Annotated in this window: 12 protein-coding genes; 6 read left to right on the plus strand and 6 right to left on the minus strand. The window is 73.2% G+C overall.

Annotation, left to right across the window (positions count from 1 at the left end; all coding sequences use genetic code 11):
* Positions 1–58: 58 nt before the first annotated feature.
* Positions 59–2,521 (plus strand): beta-glucosidase, encoded by a 2,463-nt coding sequence (locus ABEA93_RS19450; RefSeq protein WP_345676885.1) that lies wholly within the window; start codon positions 59–61, stop codon positions 2,519–2,521.
* A gap of 211 nt (positions 2,522–2,732) precedes the next feature.
* On the plus strand, positions 2,733–3,011 hold the full coding sequence (locus tag ABEA93_RS19455; RefSeq protein WP_345676886.1) for a DUF397 domain-containing protein: 279 nt from the start codon (positions 2,733–2,735) through the stop codon (positions 3,009–3,011).
* A 60-nt stretch (positions 3,012–3,071) separates the two neighbouring features.
* On the opposite strand, the gene ABEA93_RS19460 is transcribed toward ABEA93_RS19455, so the two are convergent.
* The 5 genes from ABEA93_RS19460 to ABEA93_RS19480 form a co-directional block, all read right to left on the minus strand.
* Positions 3,072–4,151 (minus strand): tetratricopeptide repeat protein, encoded by a 1,080-nt coding sequence (locus ABEA93_RS19460; RefSeq protein ID WP_345676887.1) that lies wholly within the window; start codon positions 4,149–4,151, stop codon positions 3,072–3,074.
* 121 nt (positions 4,152–4,272) lie between these two features.
* Positions 4,273–5,628 (minus strand): YhgE/Pip domain-containing protein, encoded by a 1,356-nt coding sequence (locus tag ABEA93_RS19465; protein ID WP_345676888.1) that lies wholly within the window; start codon positions 5,626–5,628, stop codon positions 4,273–4,275.
* The gene (locus ABEA93_RS19470; RefSeq protein ID WP_345676889.1) at positions 5,625–6,320 is read right to left on the minus strand and encodes an ATP-binding cassette domain-containing protein; all 696 of its coding nucleotides are present in this window, start codon (positions 6,318–6,320) and stop codon (positions 5,625–5,627) included. The genes ABEA93_RS19465 and ABEA93_RS19470 overlap by 4 nt, the downstream gene beginning before the upstream one ends.
* A 141-nt stretch (positions 6,321–6,461) precedes the next feature.
* Positions 6,462–7,172: a Rid family hydrolase gene (locus ABEA93_RS19475; protein WP_345676890.1), complete on the minus strand. Its 711-nt coding sequence runs from the start codon at positions 7,170–7,172 to the stop codon at positions 6,462–6,464.
* Positions 7,173–7,186: 14 nt separating this feature from the next.
* On the minus strand, positions 7,187–8,803 hold the full coding sequence (locus ABEA93_RS19480) for a flavin monoamine oxidase family protein (RefSeq protein WP_345676891.1): 1,617 nt from the start codon (positions 8,801–8,803) through the stop codon (positions 7,187–7,189).
* A 325-nt stretch (positions 8,804–9,128) separates the two neighbouring features.
* Between ABEA93_RS19480 and ABEA93_RS19485 the strand changes: the two genes are divergently transcribed.
* The 4 genes from ABEA93_RS19485 (at position 9,129) to ppgK (ending at position 14,906) form a co-directional block, all read left to right on the plus strand.
* Entirely contained in the window at positions 9,129–9,785 is a 657-nt protein-coding gene (locus tag ABEA93_RS19485) for an ACT domain-containing protein (protein ID WP_345676892.1), read from the plus strand.
* A gap of 209 nt (positions 9,786–9,994) precedes the next feature.
* A complete protein-coding gene (locus tag ABEA93_RS19490) occupies positions 9,995–11,197 on the plus strand; it encodes an LCP family protein (RefSeq protein WP_345676893.1) in 1,203 nt (400 codons plus the stop codon).
* Between the two features lie 269 nt (positions 11,198–11,466).
* A complete protein-coding gene (locus ABEA93_RS19495; RefSeq protein ID WP_345676894.1) occupies positions 11,467–14,076 on the plus strand; it encodes a right-handed parallel beta-helix repeat-containing protein in 2,610 nt (869 codons plus the stop codon).
* Positions 14,077–14,102: 26 nt separating this feature from the next.
* The gene (gene ppgK / locus ABEA93_RS19500; protein WP_345676895.1) at positions 14,103–14,906 is read left to right on the plus strand and encodes a polyphosphate--glucose phosphotransferase; all 804 of its coding nucleotides are present in this window, start codon (positions 14,103–14,105) and stop codon (positions 14,904–14,906) included.
* A 28-nt stretch (positions 14,907–14,934) separates the two neighbouring features.
* Here ppgK and ABEA93_RS19505 read toward each other — a convergent pair whose 3' ends face one another.
* Positions 14,935–16,593 carry an amidohydrolase gene (locus ABEA93_RS19505; protein ID WP_345676896.1) on the minus strand — a complete coding sequence of 553 codons (1,659 nt, stop codon included), beginning with the start codon at positions 16,591–16,593 and terminating at the stop codon, positions 14,935–14,937.
* Between the last annotated feature and the right edge of the window lie 98 nt (positions 16,594–16,691).

Raw genomic sequence — 16,691 nt, forward strand, 5'->3', positions numbered from 1 at the left:
TTTGGGGTTACCTTTCCCGGGACGCGCAGGATTTTCGGCGAGCGACAGTGGAGACGCCATGACGACCCGCACCCCCACCCCGGACACCGGGATCGGCGAGGACGAGCTGCGCGGCCTGGTGGCCCGGCTGTCCCTGGCGGACAAGGTCCGCCTGGTCGTCGGCGAGGACTTCTGGTCGCTCCCCGAGATGCCGCAGATCGGCCTGCGCAAGCTCCGCATGTCGGACGGTCCGGTCGGCGTCCGCGGCGTGCTGTGGGACGAGCGCGACACCTCGCTGCTGTTCCCTTCCCCGACGGCCCAGGCCGCCGCGTGGGACCCCGAGGTCGCCCGCAAGATCGGCTACCTCATGGGCGCGCAGGCCCGTGAGAAGGACATCCACGTCCTCCTCGCGCCGACCGTCAACATGCACCGCACCCCGCTCGGCGGCCGGCACTTCGAGTGCTACTCGGAAGACCCGCTGCTCACCGCCGAGATCGGCGTCGGCTTCGTGGAAGGCGTGCAGTCCGCGGGCGTCGCGGCGACGATGAAGCACTACGTCGCCAACGACTCCGAGAACGAGCGGATGAGCTACGACTCCCGCATCGGCGAGCGCGCCCTGCGCGAGGTCTACCTGGCGCCGTTCCGCGCCGCCGTCCAGGAGGCCCGGGTCTGGCTGGTCATGTCGGCCTACAACGCGACCAACGGCCGGTCCATGACCGAGAACGCGCGCCTCCAGAACGGCGTCCTCAAGGGCGAGTGGGGCTTCGACGGCGTCGTGGTCTCCGACTGGCTGGCCGTCCGCTCCACCGAGGCCGCCGCCGACGGCGGCACCGACCTCGCGATGCCCGCGCCCAACGAGTTCTGGGGCGAAGCGCTGGTCGAGGCGGTCACCGCCGGCCGCGTCGACGAAGCCGTCCTCGACGACAAGGTGCTGCGCATCCTGCGCCTCGCCGCCCGCGTCGGCGTCCTCGGCGACACCGCCCCGCGCGGCGACGTCACCCTGCCCGCCGACGCCGACGCGCAGGTCCGGGCGATCGCCGCCCGCGCCATGGTGCTGTTGGAGAACCGCGGCGTGCTGCCCGTCGACCCGGCCAAGCTCGCCCGCGTCGCCGTCGTCGGCCCGAACGCCGGGCGCCTGTCCTCGCAGGGCGGCGGCAGCGCCCACGTCAACCCCGACCACGTCGTCGGCATCCCCGAGGGCCTGCGCGCCGCGTTCGGCCCGGACGTCGAACTGACGTTCCGGCAGGGCGCGTTCACCCACCGCGCGCTCGCCGACCTGCCGCTCGACGCGTCCGTCGACCCGGCCACCGGCGAGGCCGGCCTCGGCGTCGAGTTCCACGCCGCCGACGGCAGCTCGCTCGGCACCGACCACCGCCTCGGCTCCAACCTGGTCTTCTGGCCGGGCACGCTCCCGCAGGGCACCGCCGCCCTCACCGCCCGCGCCCGCCTCACCCCGGCCGTCGACGGCACCCACCTGCTCGACGTGCGCGGCGCCGGGGAGTTCGTCCTGACCCTGGACGGCGTCCGCAGCGAGTTCGCGCTCGTGTCGGAGAGCAACGACACCATCGAGGAGCTGCTCAGGCCGCCGATCAAGCGCTTCGAGGTGGCCGCCGCGGCGGGCGTGCCGGTCGAGGTCGAGATGCGCTACACCCTCGGCGAGGCCGGGTTCGCCGCCACCGGCCTGGGCTGGGAGGGCCCGCGCCTGGCCGAGGACGACGAGATCGCCGCCGCGGTCGCCGACGCCGCCGCGGCCGACGTCGCGATCGTCGTCGTCGGCACCACCGACGACATCGAGTCCGAGGGCTTCGACCGCACCGACCTGGCGCTGCCCGGCCGCACCGACGAACTCGTCGCGCGCGTCGCCGCCGCCAACCCGAACACCATCGTCGTGGTCAACGCCGGCTCGCCGGTGATCATGCCGTGGCGGCACGACGTCGCCGCGCTGGTGTGGGCGTGGCTGCCGGGGCAGGAAGGCGGCGCGGCGCTCGCCGACGTGCTGACCGGCGCCGTCGAGCCCGGCGGGCGCATGCCCACCACCTACCCGGCCGACGAGGCCGACGTCCCGGTGCTGTCCACCGAGGTCGTCGACGGCGGACACGACTACGCCGAAGGCTCCGCGATCGGCTACCGCCTCTGGGCGGCCCGCGGCCTCACCCCCGCCTACCCGTTCGGCTACGGCCTCGGCTACACCGACTGGGCCTACGAAGGCGCCACCGTGTCCGGCGACGCCGCGCACGGTCTGACCGTCGAGGTGACCGTCGCCAACACCGGCGGCCGGGACGGCCGCGAGGTCGTGCAGGTCTACCTGGAGCCCGCCGACGGCAGGCTGTTCGGCGCGCCCGAGCCGCTGCGCCTGGTCGGGTTCGCGTCGGTCGAGGCCGCCGCGGGCGCCAAGGCCGTCGCCACGGTGACCGTCGACGCGGCCACGCTCGCCCGTTGGGACGAGGCGGCCGAGGGCTGGACGGTCGTGCCGGGCACTTATGCCGTCATGGTCGGCCGCAATGCGGGCGACCTGCGGATCGCCGCCGAGGTCGTGCTCTGACGGGCTGACCCGGCGGGTCGACGCCCGCGGCTCCGGGGGTGGGGCCGCGGGTTCGGGCGCGTGCGGCGGGACGGCGGAACGTACCGGCGAAGCCGACCCGGCGCACGCGCCCGCTGCCGTGTTGGCACGTACCGTGTCCGCGCGATCGCGTTGTGCCGTACGTTGGCCAGCGAACGACCCGGCCGGCACAGCGAGCAGAGGGGAACACGCGATGGCCACGCAGGAGGAGATGGAGGCCGAGAAGGCCGAGCTGTACGCACGCGACATCAGCGGCGCCGAGTGGATCAGCTACGGCGAGGACACCACCGGCGAAGGCGTCGTGCAGACCGCCGAGATCGGCGGCGGCGCGGTCGCTATGCGCAACTCGGCCCATCCGGAAGGCCCGGTCCTGCGGTTCACCGAAGGCGAGTGGACGGCCTTCGTACTCGGCGTGCGCGACGGCGAGTTCGACCTCGACCGCCTCGCGGAGCCGGTCCCCGAGCGGGACTAGGGTCCGGTGGACCTGCCGGCGAGCGGCGGCGCGGACGACGCCGCCGCACGTCGGACCGGGTCAGGCCGCGTTCGCCCCGGCCTGGTCCTCCGTCTGGTCCTTCGTCCGGTCGTCGGCCCGGTCGCCGGTCTGCGCCTCGGCCGCGTTCTTCGCCTTGCTCGCGGACTTGTCCTTCGTCTTCGCCGCGGACTTGCCGCCGTCCGGACCGCCCGGGCCCTTCGGGCCGCCCGCGTCCTCCGCATCGGGCTTGCCGCCGGCCTTCGGACCCCACGTCCACCAGTCCAGCGCGCGGCGGCTGTTGACCGCTTCCGGGTGCTCGGCGCCCAGGATGCGCTCGCTGTCCGCGCTCAGCGACTCCAGCAGCGCCCGCGCGGTGCCCGCGTCGCCCGCCTCGCCGGTCCAATGCGCCAGGTTGTGCCGCATGACCAGCGTGTCCGGATGCCCCGCGCCGAGGGCGCGCACCGCATCCGGCACCAGGCTGCGCAGCACGTCGCGGGCCCGGGCGGCGTCGCCGGACTCGCCCGTCCACACGGCATGGTCGTGCCGGGCGGTCAGCGTGTCCGGGTGCTCCGCGCCCAGCACCTGCTCGCTCTCCCCGGCGATGTCCGCGAACAGGCTTGCCGCGCCCGCCACGTCGCCCGAGCGGCCGACCCAGTGCGCGTGCAGGTGCCGGTTGGCCAGGGTGTCCGCGTGCACCGGTCCGAGCACGTCGACGCAGCTGTCCACGACCGGCGCCAGTATCCGCACGGCCGCGCCCGCGTCGCCCGTCTCGCCGATCCAGCGCGCCCACGCGGCACGCGCGTTGAGCGTCTCGGGGTCGTCGGCGCCGAGCAGCGTGACGTAGTCGGCGGCGACGTCGCGGGCGAGCGCTTCGGCGGTGACCGCGTTGCCGGACACCCCGAGGCAGAACGCCTGGTTGTGGCGTGCCAGCAGGGCGTCGGGGTGCTGTGCGCCGAGCAGCCGCGTGTACTCCGCGACCAGTTCGCCGAACGCCTCCGCCGCCTCCGCCGTACGCCCTTCCTCACCGAGTGCCCGCGCCCATTCGGCGCGCGCGTCCAGCGTTCCCGGGTGGTCGGGACCCAACTCCCGCAAAGCGGCCTCCGCCTTCTCGTTCAGCATCTCTATGCGTCCCTCGGCCATCCCGAGCGCCCTCCCTCGACGTGCGGCCCGCGCCCCCCGACCGATTCTCCGCGAGAACCGGGCCGGCGCCCTGCATAGGACGACGGTACGCGGCGCCGACGAGGGCTGGAGCCCAGGTCTGCTACAGCTGGACGACAGGTTTGAGCCGTGCCATGGTCCACACCCTCCTGCGTGTCACCACCAGCACCGACAACGCCAGTGCCACCAGCAGATATCCGCCCAGGACCAGGCAGGCCCGGGTCAGCACCCACGACTCGCCGCCCGAGATCGTCACCCGCAGCCCGTCGACGAGGTACGTCATCGGCAGGATCGGATGCAGTGCCCGGAACGGCAGCGGCGTGGTCTCGATCGGATAGAGCCCGCCGCACGACGTGAGTTGCAGCATCAGCAGGATCAGCGACACCACGTCGCCGACCACGCCGAACGCGGTGTTGAGCACGTGGTCGATCGCCACGAACGCGGCCGCGCCCAGCGCGAGCAGCCCCAGCGTCCGGCCCACGTCCTCCGGGTCCAGGCCGAGGCCGAGGTCGACGACCCCGTACAGCACCCACGCGCCGACGACGCCGAGCAGCGCCGCGGGCAGCCAGCCCGCCAGCGCCACCGTGACCGCGCCCGACCGGCCGGACAGCGCACGCGTGTTGAGCGGCCTGATCACCAGGAAGGCGATGAGCCCGAACACCCACAGCGCGATGGCGAAGAAGAACGGCGCCATGCCGCGCCCGTACACCTTCGCCGGGTGCAGGTTGTGCTCCGCGATGGTGACCGGCGTGGTCAGCGACGTCGTGGTCTGCCCGGGGTTCGCGGGCACCGGCACCGCGGCGGCGAGCCCGTCGAGACCGGTCGCGAGCTGTCCGGCGCCCGCTTTGAGCTGGTCGTCGGGGGCGACGCCGATGCCCGCGTCCAACTGCCGTGCCCCGGCGGCGGCCTGCCCGAGCTGCTGCTGCAGCGTGCCCAGCCGGCCGAACGCCTGCTGTGCCAGCGTGGACTGCACGGCCTGCGTGATCGCGCCCTGGAGCGAGGCCTTCGCGCTTTCGGCGGCCTTGCCGATGATGAAGCCGTTGGCGTCGTCGAGCGTCATCGTGAGCATGGCCTGCCGGGCCTGGGGCGTCCCGGTCGAGGCGAGTCCGGCACTGAAGTCCGGCGGCACCGTGACGGTGAAGTAGTAGTCGCGGTCCTGCAACCCGTCCAGGGCCTTGGCCGCCGTGGTCTCGCGCCACTTGAACGTCCCCGACGCCAGGATCGTCCGCGTGAGCTGCTGCCCGGCGGCGACGGTCTGGCCGTCGACGGTGACCGGGCGGTCCTCGTTGACGATCGCCACGGGCACGTCGCGGAAGCGGCCGTAGGGGTCCCAGTTCGACCACAGGTAGAGCGAGCCGTACAGCAGCGGCACCAGCGCGATCACGACCGGGACCAGGCGCGGCAACGGGAAGCCGCGGAAGCGCCGCAGTTCGAGGCGGGTGAGCCGGAGGAAGTTCACCGGACGCCGCCCTTCCGCGCGGCATCCCGCGCGGCGGCGTGCACGTCGTGGCCGGGCAGCCGCAGCACCAGGTCGGCCGCGGACGGACCGGGCGGCGGGGGAGTGGTCGCGGTGGCGATCACCGTGGCGCCGGCGCGGGCGACGGACCGGACGGCGAACCAGGCCCGGTCGAGGTCGGTGCCCGCGATGCCGTCGTCCACGTCGTCGACGAGGATCCCGCCGGTGCGCTCCGCGGCGGCCAGCGCAAGGGCGAGCAGCAGCTGCTCGACACACGACAGGTCCCCGGCGAGCGTGTCCGGCGTGTACGGCAGGTCGACCAGGTCGAACGCGTCGGCCAGTGAAGTGTCGGACACGTACGGCCCGCCGATGGCCCGACGCTCCGCGACGAGTTCCCCGACGGTCAGCCGCTCCTCCAGCCCGACCACCGGATTCGCCCGCGCCACGCTGATCCGGTCGCGCGCCGCTTTCCCGCCCTTCGGCAGCGCCACGCCGTCCACGGTGATCCGGCCGCGCCGCACCTTGAACCGGGCGCCGAGCGCCAGCATCAGCGAGGTGCGGCCCGACCCGGACGGCCCGGCGAGCACGGTGAGCGTCCCGGGGCGGGCATCGACGTCGATATCGGTCACCACGATGCCCGCGGGCCCGCGGACGGCGACTCCCTCGGCGACGATCTCCACACCGCGCACTGCCACCGGCCCGGCCTCCTCGGATCGCCATCGGGACTCCGAGAAGGGGTAACCGGTTCCCCGGTGGACAAACGGATGAAACGGGTGAAGCGGGAGTCGCGGGGCACGGCCGACCGCCGCGCGCCCCGCAACTCCCGCCCGCGGCCTCTAGCGTTTGCCCTTCGCCGGATACGCCGCGGTCACCTCGACCTCGACCAGCCAGCCCGGCACCGCCAGCGACGCGACCTCCATCGTGGCCCGCGCCGGCCGCGCGTTGTTCGCCAGGATCGGCGCCTTCGCGGGCGACGTGCCCATCGGCACCGGCACGACCTGCTTGCTCGTCAGATCGATGTTCGCGAAGAACTGCCGGTACGCCCGGTTCCATCCGGCGTAGTCGGCCGTCGCCGCGCCCGGCGGCTTCATCAGGTAGCACTTCATGGTGATGACGTCCGCGGGGGTCAGCCCCGCGGCCTTGAGGTTGTCCTGGATCGCCTTGAGCACGACCAGGGCCTGCGCCTCCGTCACCGTCACGCCTTCCGCGCCCGCGGTGAGCGCCGGATCGGTGTACTTCTCGGGCGAGCCCGCGGGCGCGTTCGGGTTCAGCGCGCCCGGACCGAGCCCGCTGCTCTGGTAGATCGCCACCTCCGCGCCGGTGCCGACGCCGGTCGCGATCGACGGGTTGGACTGCCCGGCCGGCAGCGCGACCCGGACCTCCTTGTCGCCGATCCGGTTGTCGTGCGCGTCGGCGGCCGTGCCGCCCGCGAGCGCCAGCGCGGCCGCGGTGCCGAGGGCGATCCAGGCCTTCCGCTTGTGCGACCGCTTGTGCGGCCCGGTGTCCGGCCCGGAGCGCGAGCCGGTCTGCGATCCCTCGTGGGACATCGTCCGTACTCCGCTCATGCCGCCATCACCCGCGTGTGGATGTCCGTCACGACCTTGCGCGCCGACGTGAACGCGCCGTGCTGCCACGCGATGACGTGGCTCAGCCAGTCGCCCGCGAAGTAGACGTTGCCTTGGGGCTGGTTCAGCAGCTTGTACTCGGGCCCGTTCTGGTCCCGCCAGCCCACCCAGCCGCCCTCCAGGAACGGGGTGCGGTGCCACGCGACGCTGAACGACGCCGCCAGCTCGCTGCGGTAGCGGTCGCCGAAGATCTTCACGCCCTGCGCCACCGCGCGCTCGGCCCGCTGGGCGTGCGGGAGCTTGCCGTAGGCCTCGGCGTTCGCGCCGGTGTTGTAGTAGCCGATGACGGTGCCGCGGCGGCCCTGGTAGCCGTACGACGGGAACCACATGTTGGCCAGGTCGGTGTCGGTCGGCACGACGCCGCCGTACATCCGGTCCTCCAGCTCCCACCAGCGGCGCTTGTACTCCAGGCCGATCTTGCCGACGGCGAGCGGCGTCGGGGTCTTGAGCGCGTTGGTGACCGGGTCGCCGAGGTTGTGCCGCAGCCGTGCGGCGATGTGCGGCGGTGTCGCGACGACGCAGAAGTCCGCGCGCTCGACGTGTTCGCGGCCGTGCTTGTCGCGCCAGGTGACCTCGACGCCGCCCGGGACGTTCGCGACCGCGGTGGCGGCCGCCTCGTACTGGATCGTGCCGCGGCGTATCGCCTTCTCCAAGGCCCGCGGTATCGCGTCCATGCCGCCGACCGGCTGGAACATCATCATCGCCTGGTCGTAGCCCAGTTCGAAGGAGAAGCGCTGGCCGACGCCGCTGGCCAGCACATCGGACAGCGACGGCACCGGGCCGAGGACCACGCCCGCGTTGTCGGCGGCGCCCGGTTCGACGGTGTAGCCGCGCCGGTCGGTGCCCGCGTAGGCGAACCCGTCGGCCTTGCCCTTGATGGCGCCGAAGCTCTGCAGGAAGGAGATCAGGCGGTCTTTGTCGTCCTTGGTGAGCGCCGCGTCGAGGGCGCCTTGGTCGGTGGCCTTGGCGAGCAGCTCGGACACGTAGCCGTAGACGTCGGCCTTGGCGGTGCGCCAGCGCATCGGCTTGCCCGCGAGCGCCGCGCTGTTCTGGTGGTAGATGTACGCGTCGGCGTTCTGGTTGACGAACGCCTGCAGTTCGACGCCGAGTTCCCGGCAGTAGTCGAGCGTGACGTGGGACTGCGGCAGACGGCCCGGACCGCAGTTCATGTACTGGCCGTCGGAGAACCGGGCCTGCTGGGTGTTGCCGTCCAGATCGGTCTCGGTGGTCCCGCCGCGCGCCGTCCAGTTGCGGCCGCCGGGGCGGTTCTTGGCCTCCAGGATCCGGCAGTCGTAGCCGGCCTTGCCCAGCTCGTACGCGGTGGCCAGCCCCGCGATACCGCCGCCGAGGATCACCACCTTCTTGCCGCCGCGCCCGCTGAGCGCGAAGTCCGACTCCTGCGGCGCGCGGTACGACGCGGCGTCCGCGGTGGGCACGGGCGCGAGACCCATCGCGCCCATCGCCGAGTACAGGACGCCCGCGCCGCCGGCGACGCCGACGGTGCGCAGGAACCCGCGCCGCGACGTTTCGGCGAACGGTGCCGAGTGCTCCATGCAACCCTCTCTCTCCGCCGGGCCGGTCCGGACAGGGGTGACGGTCCGGCCGAGGCGATCGCCGAGGATCTTGATCGAGGGGTGTTGCCGCCGCGTCGCGTGAACGTTTCCGCGGCGTTGGCAAACGCTCATGGCCGCGCCGGGGGTCGCACCGTACGGCTCACGCCGGTGTCATCACTCGGCAACACGAGCGAAACGTGCCGGGTCGATGATCGGATCGGACCGGGACGGGGTCCATGATCGGAACAGATCATCATCACCCGGACCGGCGCGTTCCGCCCGTCGGAGCGTCGGCCCCGCGTACTCCCCAAGGAGGCGGTCTCCCATGCTGTTCCGCCTGCGCGTCTCGCTGCCCGACCGGCCCGGCTCCCTCGCCCGGGTCACGCAGAGCCTCGGCACCGCCGGGGCCGACGTCCTCCAGATGACCGTGCTGGAGCGCCTGACCGGCCGCGCCGTCGACGAGTTCACCGTGTCCTGGCCGGGCGAGCGCCCGGTGGCCCGGCTGGTCGAGGGCCTGGAATCACTGCAGGGCGTGCGCGTCGAAGGCTGCTGGGCGGCGGGCGAGGTGCCCGGCGCCTCGCCCGAACTCGACGTCCTCGGCCAGGTCTCCCGGGACCCGGGCCGCGCGGTCGCCACCCTGGTCGACGCCGCACCCGCGCTCTTCCACGCCGCCTGGGCGGTCGCCACCCGCGGCACCAAGTCCCGCGCCGTCGTCCACTCCAGCTGGCAGGCCCCCGCGGTGCCCCACCTGCCCCTCGTGTCGCCCCTGCGCCCCCTCGCACTGGAACTCGACACCCCCGGCACCTACGGCGCCGCGGCGCCCATCGGCCCGTCCTGGCTGACCCTCTTCGTGGTGCGGACGGACGGCCCGAACTTCCACCCGACGGAACTCGAACGCCTGGGACGCCTGGTCGACGTGGTCCTGGGCGTCCTGGGCACCCGCACGAGCCCCAAGGCAGGCAGGACGACCGGCGGCAACTGAAGCCCCGGACCCACGACAAAAGGCAGGCGCACACGCGCCTGCCCTTTGTCGTATCCGGTCGGCCGCGCAGCTCCCAAACCCACCCGCCCGCACCTCTTCTCCGGTGCGTTTTGCCTGGTGAGAGCCCTTATCGACCTCATATCGCGGCTTTATACGATTGATGGCACAGTGAGAAAACGTGCCGTCGGGGGCCGACGAAAGCGAAATACGTGCCGGAAACTCCGCAGTCCAGCCCCGTGCCGCCCGAGGGACCCGAAGGGTCCACGGGCGGTCCGAGCGGTGTGCGGGCGGACCGGCGGCGGGAGTCCCGGCGGCGGCGCCGCAAGCGCATCCTGATCGGGGCCGCCGCGGGCATGGTCCTGGTGATGCTGGCCATCGGCGGGCTCGCCTGGTGGGCGTACGACCGCCTCAACGGCAACATCAAGACCGACGACTTCGCGGCCAAGCTCGGCGACCAGGGCCGGCCGCCCGCCACCAAGGCGCTCAACATCCTGCTCGTCGGCACGGACAGCCGCGCCGGGGCGAACGCCGAGTACGGCGACTCGGAACTCGGCAACACGCAGCGCTCCGACACGACGGTCCTGCTGCACATACCCGAGGGCCGCAAAGCCGCCCTCGGCGTCAGCTTCCCGCGCGACCTCATGGTGGACGTGCCGGCCTGCCCCAAGGCCGACGGCACCCAGTCCGGTGCGTATTTCGGTATGTTCAACAGCGCGATGGAGACCGGCGGCACCGCCTGCACCGTCAAGACCGTCGAACAGCTGACCGGAGTCCGCGTCGACCACCAGATCACCGTCGACTTCACCGGCTTCAAGAAGCTCGTCGACGCCCTCGGCGGCGTGCCGATCCACCTGGACAAGCCGATCGACGACAAGGCCGCCAAGCTCGACCTCCCGGCCGGCGACGTCGTCCTCAACGGCGAGCAGGCCCTCGGCTTCGTGCGGGCCCGCAAGAGCATCGGCGACGGCAGCGACATCCAGCGCATCGAACGCCAGCAGCTCTTCATGACCGCGATGGTCCACAAGGTCAAGACCGAGAGCCTGCTCACCAGCCCGACGCGGCTCTACGGCATCCTCGACGCCGCGACCAAAGCCATCACCACCGATCCAGGCCTCGGCTCGTTGAGCGACCTGTACGACCTGCTCAACAGCCTCAAGGGCCTGCCGGAGAGCGCGGTGAAGTTCGAGACCACGCCGATCACCGCCTACGACCCCGACCCCAACCGCGTCGCGCTGGTCCGCCCCGAGGCCGACGTGCTGTTCGCCCGGCTCCGCGACGAGTCCGCCGCGATCGCCACCCCGGAGCAGTCCGCGGGCACCTCGGCGACGGCCGGCCCCTCCGAAGCCCCGGCCGCGCCGCAATCCTCCGGCGCGCCCCTGACCGGCGACGACGCGAACGCCGGCGGCCGCTGACCCTGCGCCACTCGGCAATCGGGCGATGCCCCGAGGACTTTCCCGCGCGGGCATTCCGGCAACTCCCTACCATCCCGCCGCGTTTCGCGCGCCGGTTACCGTGACCTCGGCGTGACCCCGCGTCGTTGGACTGTACGGTGCTGGTGGCCATGCCCGCCGGATCCCCGCCGGAGCGCGGCCACGGCGGTCCGCACGAGGACCGCGGGACCGGAGCACGGGATCGTCGAGGGGTTGGTGGCAGACGCGCCATGGCGGGTCGGGTTCTTCAGGTGGTGCAGAGCACCCGCTGGCGGCGGCGTTCGGGCGAGTACGCCACCATCGGCCAGGCGGTCGCCGCCGCCGCCCCGGGCGACTCGGTCGTCGTCGCGGCCGGGACGTACTACGAGGACGTCGTGGTGTCCGTCCCGGTCACCCTCACCTGCGCGGACGGCCCCGGCACAGTCGTCGTGGAAGCCGTCGCGGGCGTCGCGCTCACCGTAGCCGCGGACGCCGCCGTGCACGGGCTGACCCTCGACGGCGGCGCCGGCGTGCTCGCCTCCGCGGTCGTCGTGGAGGGGTGCGCGCCGATACTGGAGGAGCTGACCGTCCGCGCCTCGTCGGTCGTCGGGGTCGAGGTGCGCGGCTCGTCCGACCCGATCCTGCGCCGTTGCCGGATCGGCAACCCCGCCGGGATAGGCCTCGGGATCACCGGCCTCGCGCGCGGCACCTACGAGGACTGCGACATCTCCGGCACCGGCCGCGAAGGCATCGACGTCCGCGACGGCGCCCGCCCCGCGATCGTCGGCTGCCGGGTCCGCGACGTGTCCGGCCACGGCATGCGCTTCAGCGGCCCCGGCACCGCCGGCTCCGTGACCGACTGCGAGATCCACGACGGCTCCGACACCGAGCCCGCGGTCTTCGCCGGCGACCAGTCCATGCCCGAACTCGTCTCCTGCCACATCCACGACGTCGGCGGCGGCGGCGTGTGCGTGGCGGGCGGCGCGACCCCGTCGATGACCGACTGCAAGATCGAACGCGTCGGCTGGGCCGGCGTCTCGGTCGGCGGCCAGTCCAGCGGCGGCAGCGCCGTCCGCACCGAGATCACCGCGGTCAAGGGCACCGGCGTGCAGGTCGACGACCTCGCCGCGTTCACCCTCGAGGACTGCCGGATCCGGGACGCGGAAGCCAACGGCGTCAGCATCGACCGCGGCGCCACCGCCAACCTGGTCGCCTGCCACCTGCGCGACACCGGCCGCAGCGGCGTCGACGTGCACGGCCACTCCGAAGTCACCCTCAGCGGCTGCACGCTGCGCAGCTTCGGCCGCAACGGCCTGTCGCTGATGGACCGCGGCGCCCGCGCGTCGGTCATCGACTGCGAGTTCCACGACTCCACCGGCGGCCACCCCGCGGTGTGGGTCGGCGACGGCGCGGACGCCGCCCTCGGCGACTGCCGCATCCACGACGTCCTCGACGCGGTCAAGGCGGGCGGCGTGGGCACCGGCCTGTCGATGCAGAACTGCGAGATCCACGACGTCGAGGAGACCGGCATCTCGGTCGGCCAAGGCGCCGTCGTGTCGGTCAACGGCTGCCGCATCCGCAAGGGCACCACCGGCATCTGGTTCACCGAAGGCGACTGCGGCGGCATCGTCGCCGACTGCGTCATCGAAGACGTCACCGACGGCGTCTCGGTCACCGGCGCGGCCGGACCGACCGTGCGCCGGGTCACCGTGGAACGCGCCGACGGCGAAGGCATCAGGGTCTCCGGCGGCGGCCGCGGCGACTTCGAGGACTGCGAGGTCGCGCACGGCCGCGGCTACGGCGTGCACGTCCGGGAAGGCTGCCAGCCGTCGTTCACCCGCTGCCGCACCCGAGGCAACGCCAAGGGCGGCTTCGAATTCGCCGACGCCGGACCGCTGGCCGCCGAATGCACGTCGCAAGGCGACGGCCCCGGCGACAGCGACACCCCCGCCACCCTCAAGCCCGAGTCCAAGCAGGCCGGCGTCGCGCTGCTCACGGAACGCCTCACCCTGCCCGGCGCCCGCGAGGGCAGCAGCCCCGGCGGCGACGACGAGATCCCGGCCTCCGGCCGCGACGCCGAGGAACTCCTCGGCGAACTGGACGCGTTGGTCGGCTTGGAGTCGGTCAAGCGGGAAGTCCGCAACCTCATCGACCTGATCTCCGTCGGCCGGCGACGCGAGGAAGCCGGCCTCAAGGCGCCCACGCTGCGCCGCCACTTGGTCTTCACCGGCTCGCCCGGGACCGGCAAGACCACCGTGGCGCGGCTGTACGGGGAGATCGCCGCGGCGCTCGGCGTGCTGCGCAAGGGGCACCTCGTCGAGGTGTCGCGCGTCGACCTGGTCGGCGAGCACATCGGCTCGACCGCGCCGCGCACCAAAGAGGTCTTCGACCGGGCGCGCGGCGGCGTGCTGTTCGTCGACGAGGCGTACAGCCTCGCGCCGCCGGACCCGTCCCGCGACTTCGGCCGGGAAGCCATCGACACGCTGGTGAAGCTCATGGAGGACCACCGCGACGACGTCGTGGTGATCGTCGCGGGCTACACCGACGAGATGGACCGGTTCCTCGCCTCGAACCCCGGCTTCGGATCGCGGTTCTCCCGCACCATCACCTTCCAGGACTACTCGGCGGAGGACCTGGTCGAGATCACCGGCAAACAGGTCGCCGAACACGAGTACGCGCTGTCCGACGCCGCCGAGGCGTCGCTGCTCACCTACTTCCGGCGCCTGCCGCGCGGCAGCGGCTTCGGCAACGCCCGGGAAGCGCGGCGCACGTTCGAGACGATGATCGAGAACCACGCGTCGCGGCTGGCCCGCATGCCGGACGCGGGCCACGACGACCTGCGCACGCTGCACGCCGCCGACCTGCCGGACCTGCCCGGCTGACCGGCGGGCGCCGGGCGGCGCGCCCCGTGGCATATCCCCGCACGACCGCCGACTATGAACGGGTGGAAACCTGCCTGGGCATCGACATCGGCGGCACGGGGATCAAAGGCGCACCCGTGGACACCGCGGCCGGCCGCCTGCTGCACGACCGGGTCCGGCAGCTCACGCCGCAGCCGTCCGCGCCGGACGCGGTCGTCGACGTGGTGTGCGACGTCGTCGCCCGGTTCTCGTGGCGCGGCCCGGTCGGGATCACGTTCCCGGGCGTGGTGCTCGACGGGGTCACGCACACCGCCGCCAACGTGGACAAAGGCTGGGTCGACCTGGACGCGCGCCGCCGGTTCTCCGAAGCGCTCCACGCACCGGTGACCGTCGTCAACGACGCGGACGCGGCCGGGATCGCCGAGATGCGGTTCGGCGCCGGGCGGGACCGGCGCGGCACGGTGCTCGTGCTGACGTTCGGCACCGGCATCGGCAGCGCGCTGTTCCACGACGGAGTGCTGGTGCCCAACACCGAGTTCGGGCACCTGGAGCTGAACGGCCACGAGGCCGAGCACCACGCGGCGGGGAACGTCCGCGAAGAGCACGGCCTCAGCTGGGACCACTGGGCGCACCGCGTGCAGCACTACCTGCGGCACCTGGAGATGTTGTTCTCGCCGTCGCTGTTCATCATCGGGGGAGGGGTCAGCAAGAAAGCCGAGAAGTTCCTGCCGCACATCAAGCATGTGCGCGCGGAGATCGTCCCGGCCGCGCTGCACAACGACGCGGGCATCGTGGGCGCGGCGCTCGCCGCCCGAGCGGACCACGGGGCCGTGCCGATCCCGAAGTGCTGAGCGGTCGGCCGCGTCGGGCCGGTGCCCGCTAGACGAGTGCCTCGCCGAACACCTGACGGCCCGCCAGGAACGTGGCCAGCACGTCGATGTCCTCGATCCGTTCGGGGGCGACGCGGCGCGGGTCGGCGGACAGCACCACCAAGTCGGCGTACTTGCCGGGGGTCAGCGAGCCGGTGATGTCGTCGCAGAACAGCTGGTAGGCCGCGTCGATGGTCTGCGCGCGCAGTGCCTGATCGACCGTCAGGCACTCCTCGGGGGCCAGCAGCCGCCCGGTGCGCGAGCGGCGCGTGGTGGCGACGGTGATGTTGTGCAGAGGGTTTTCGGGCGTCGCCGGGGGATCGTTGTGCAGGGAGATGCGCATGCCCGCGTCGACGGCGGACCGGGCGGCCGCCCAGCGCGACCCGTAGGTGGGACCGAACAGGTCGTCGGTGAGCACGTCGCCCCAGTAGTAGACGTGGTCGATGAAGATGCTCGCCGTCACCCCGAGCGCCGCGGCCCGGGCGAACTGGTCGTTCCGCATCGCCCCGGCGTGTTCGAGGCGCAGCCGGTGGTCGCGGCGCGGATAGCGGGACAGGACGCTCTCGTACGCGTCGAGGACCATGTCGATCGCCAGGTCCCCGTGCGCGTGGCAGGCCACTTGCCAGCCGAGCGGCACGTAGGCCTCGACGATCTCGGCGAGGGCGTCCCACGAGTAGTTCGCCTTGCCGCGCGGCCGCGTGCCGAAGCCCAGGCGACGGGTCAGCGGCGTGTCCAGGTAGGGGAACGACGCGGCGATCGAGCCGACGAACGGCGACCCGTCCACCCACACCTTGACCCCGATCTCCCGGGTCAGATCGGTGCCTTCGCCCGGCCGCCGGCCCTGCGTCGGGGTCGTCTCGCTCGGCGAGTAGAGCCGCAGCCGCACCCGCTGCGGCAGACCGGCGCGCGCCATGTCGAGGAGGGCGCGCCGCCATTCGGGCATGCACGCCATCTCGCTGGCCGTCGTCACGCCGACCTGGCTGAGGCGGGCCATTTCGCGCAGCGCCGCGGCGGTGAACTGCTCGCGCGGGTCCTCACGGCCCGCGAACAGGAACCGGATCGCCGCCCCGCCGTGCGCGGTCCCGTCCGGGGTGCCGTCGGCAAGCCTGCCGAACCGCGCACCGGGCGGGTCCGGGGTCCCGCGGCCGAGTCCCGCACGGTCCGCGGCGGCGCTGTTGAAGAACGCCAGATGGACGGCCTGCGTGAGGATCACCAGCGGAGTGTCCGGCGCCATCGCGTCCAGCCACGCCCGCGTCGGCTCGGGCAGGTCCGCGCCGTGGCCGAGGGGATCCCAGCCGATGAACGCCGCCCCGTCGGTGCCTCGCGCGGTGACCGTCTTGCGGATCACCGCGACGACCTCGTCCGCCGTCGGCACCGTCATCGGGCGGATGTCGACCAGGTCGGTGCCGAACAGCCGGGCCTCGGTGATGGCGTGCCCGTGCGCCTCGACGAAGCCGGGCAGCAGGCAGCGGTCGCCCAGGTGCACCGTGCGGGTGCCGGGTCCGGTCCACCGCGCGGCCTCCGCCGGCCCGCCCACGGCGACGATCCGGGTGCCGCGCACCGCCACCGCGGAGGCGTCCGGCCGGGCGGTGTCCATGGTCGCCGCCGTGCCGAGCAGGACCAGGTCGGCGGGACCGTCGGGAGCCTCCTCGGTATGTGCCGCCGCCATGCCCGTACCCCTCCCCGAATCGTGGTCGCCGCCGCGCACGGCCTGTCCGGCCGTACTCGTCTCCGCCCGGTACCCGGGAGCCCGGCGCCTGAAGCAGG

It is taken from the genome of Yinghuangia aomiensis, assembly GCF_039542225.1.
Classification (GTDB): Bacteria; Actinomycetota; Actinomycetes; order Streptomycetales; family Streptomycetaceae; genus Yinghuangia; species Yinghuangia aomiensis.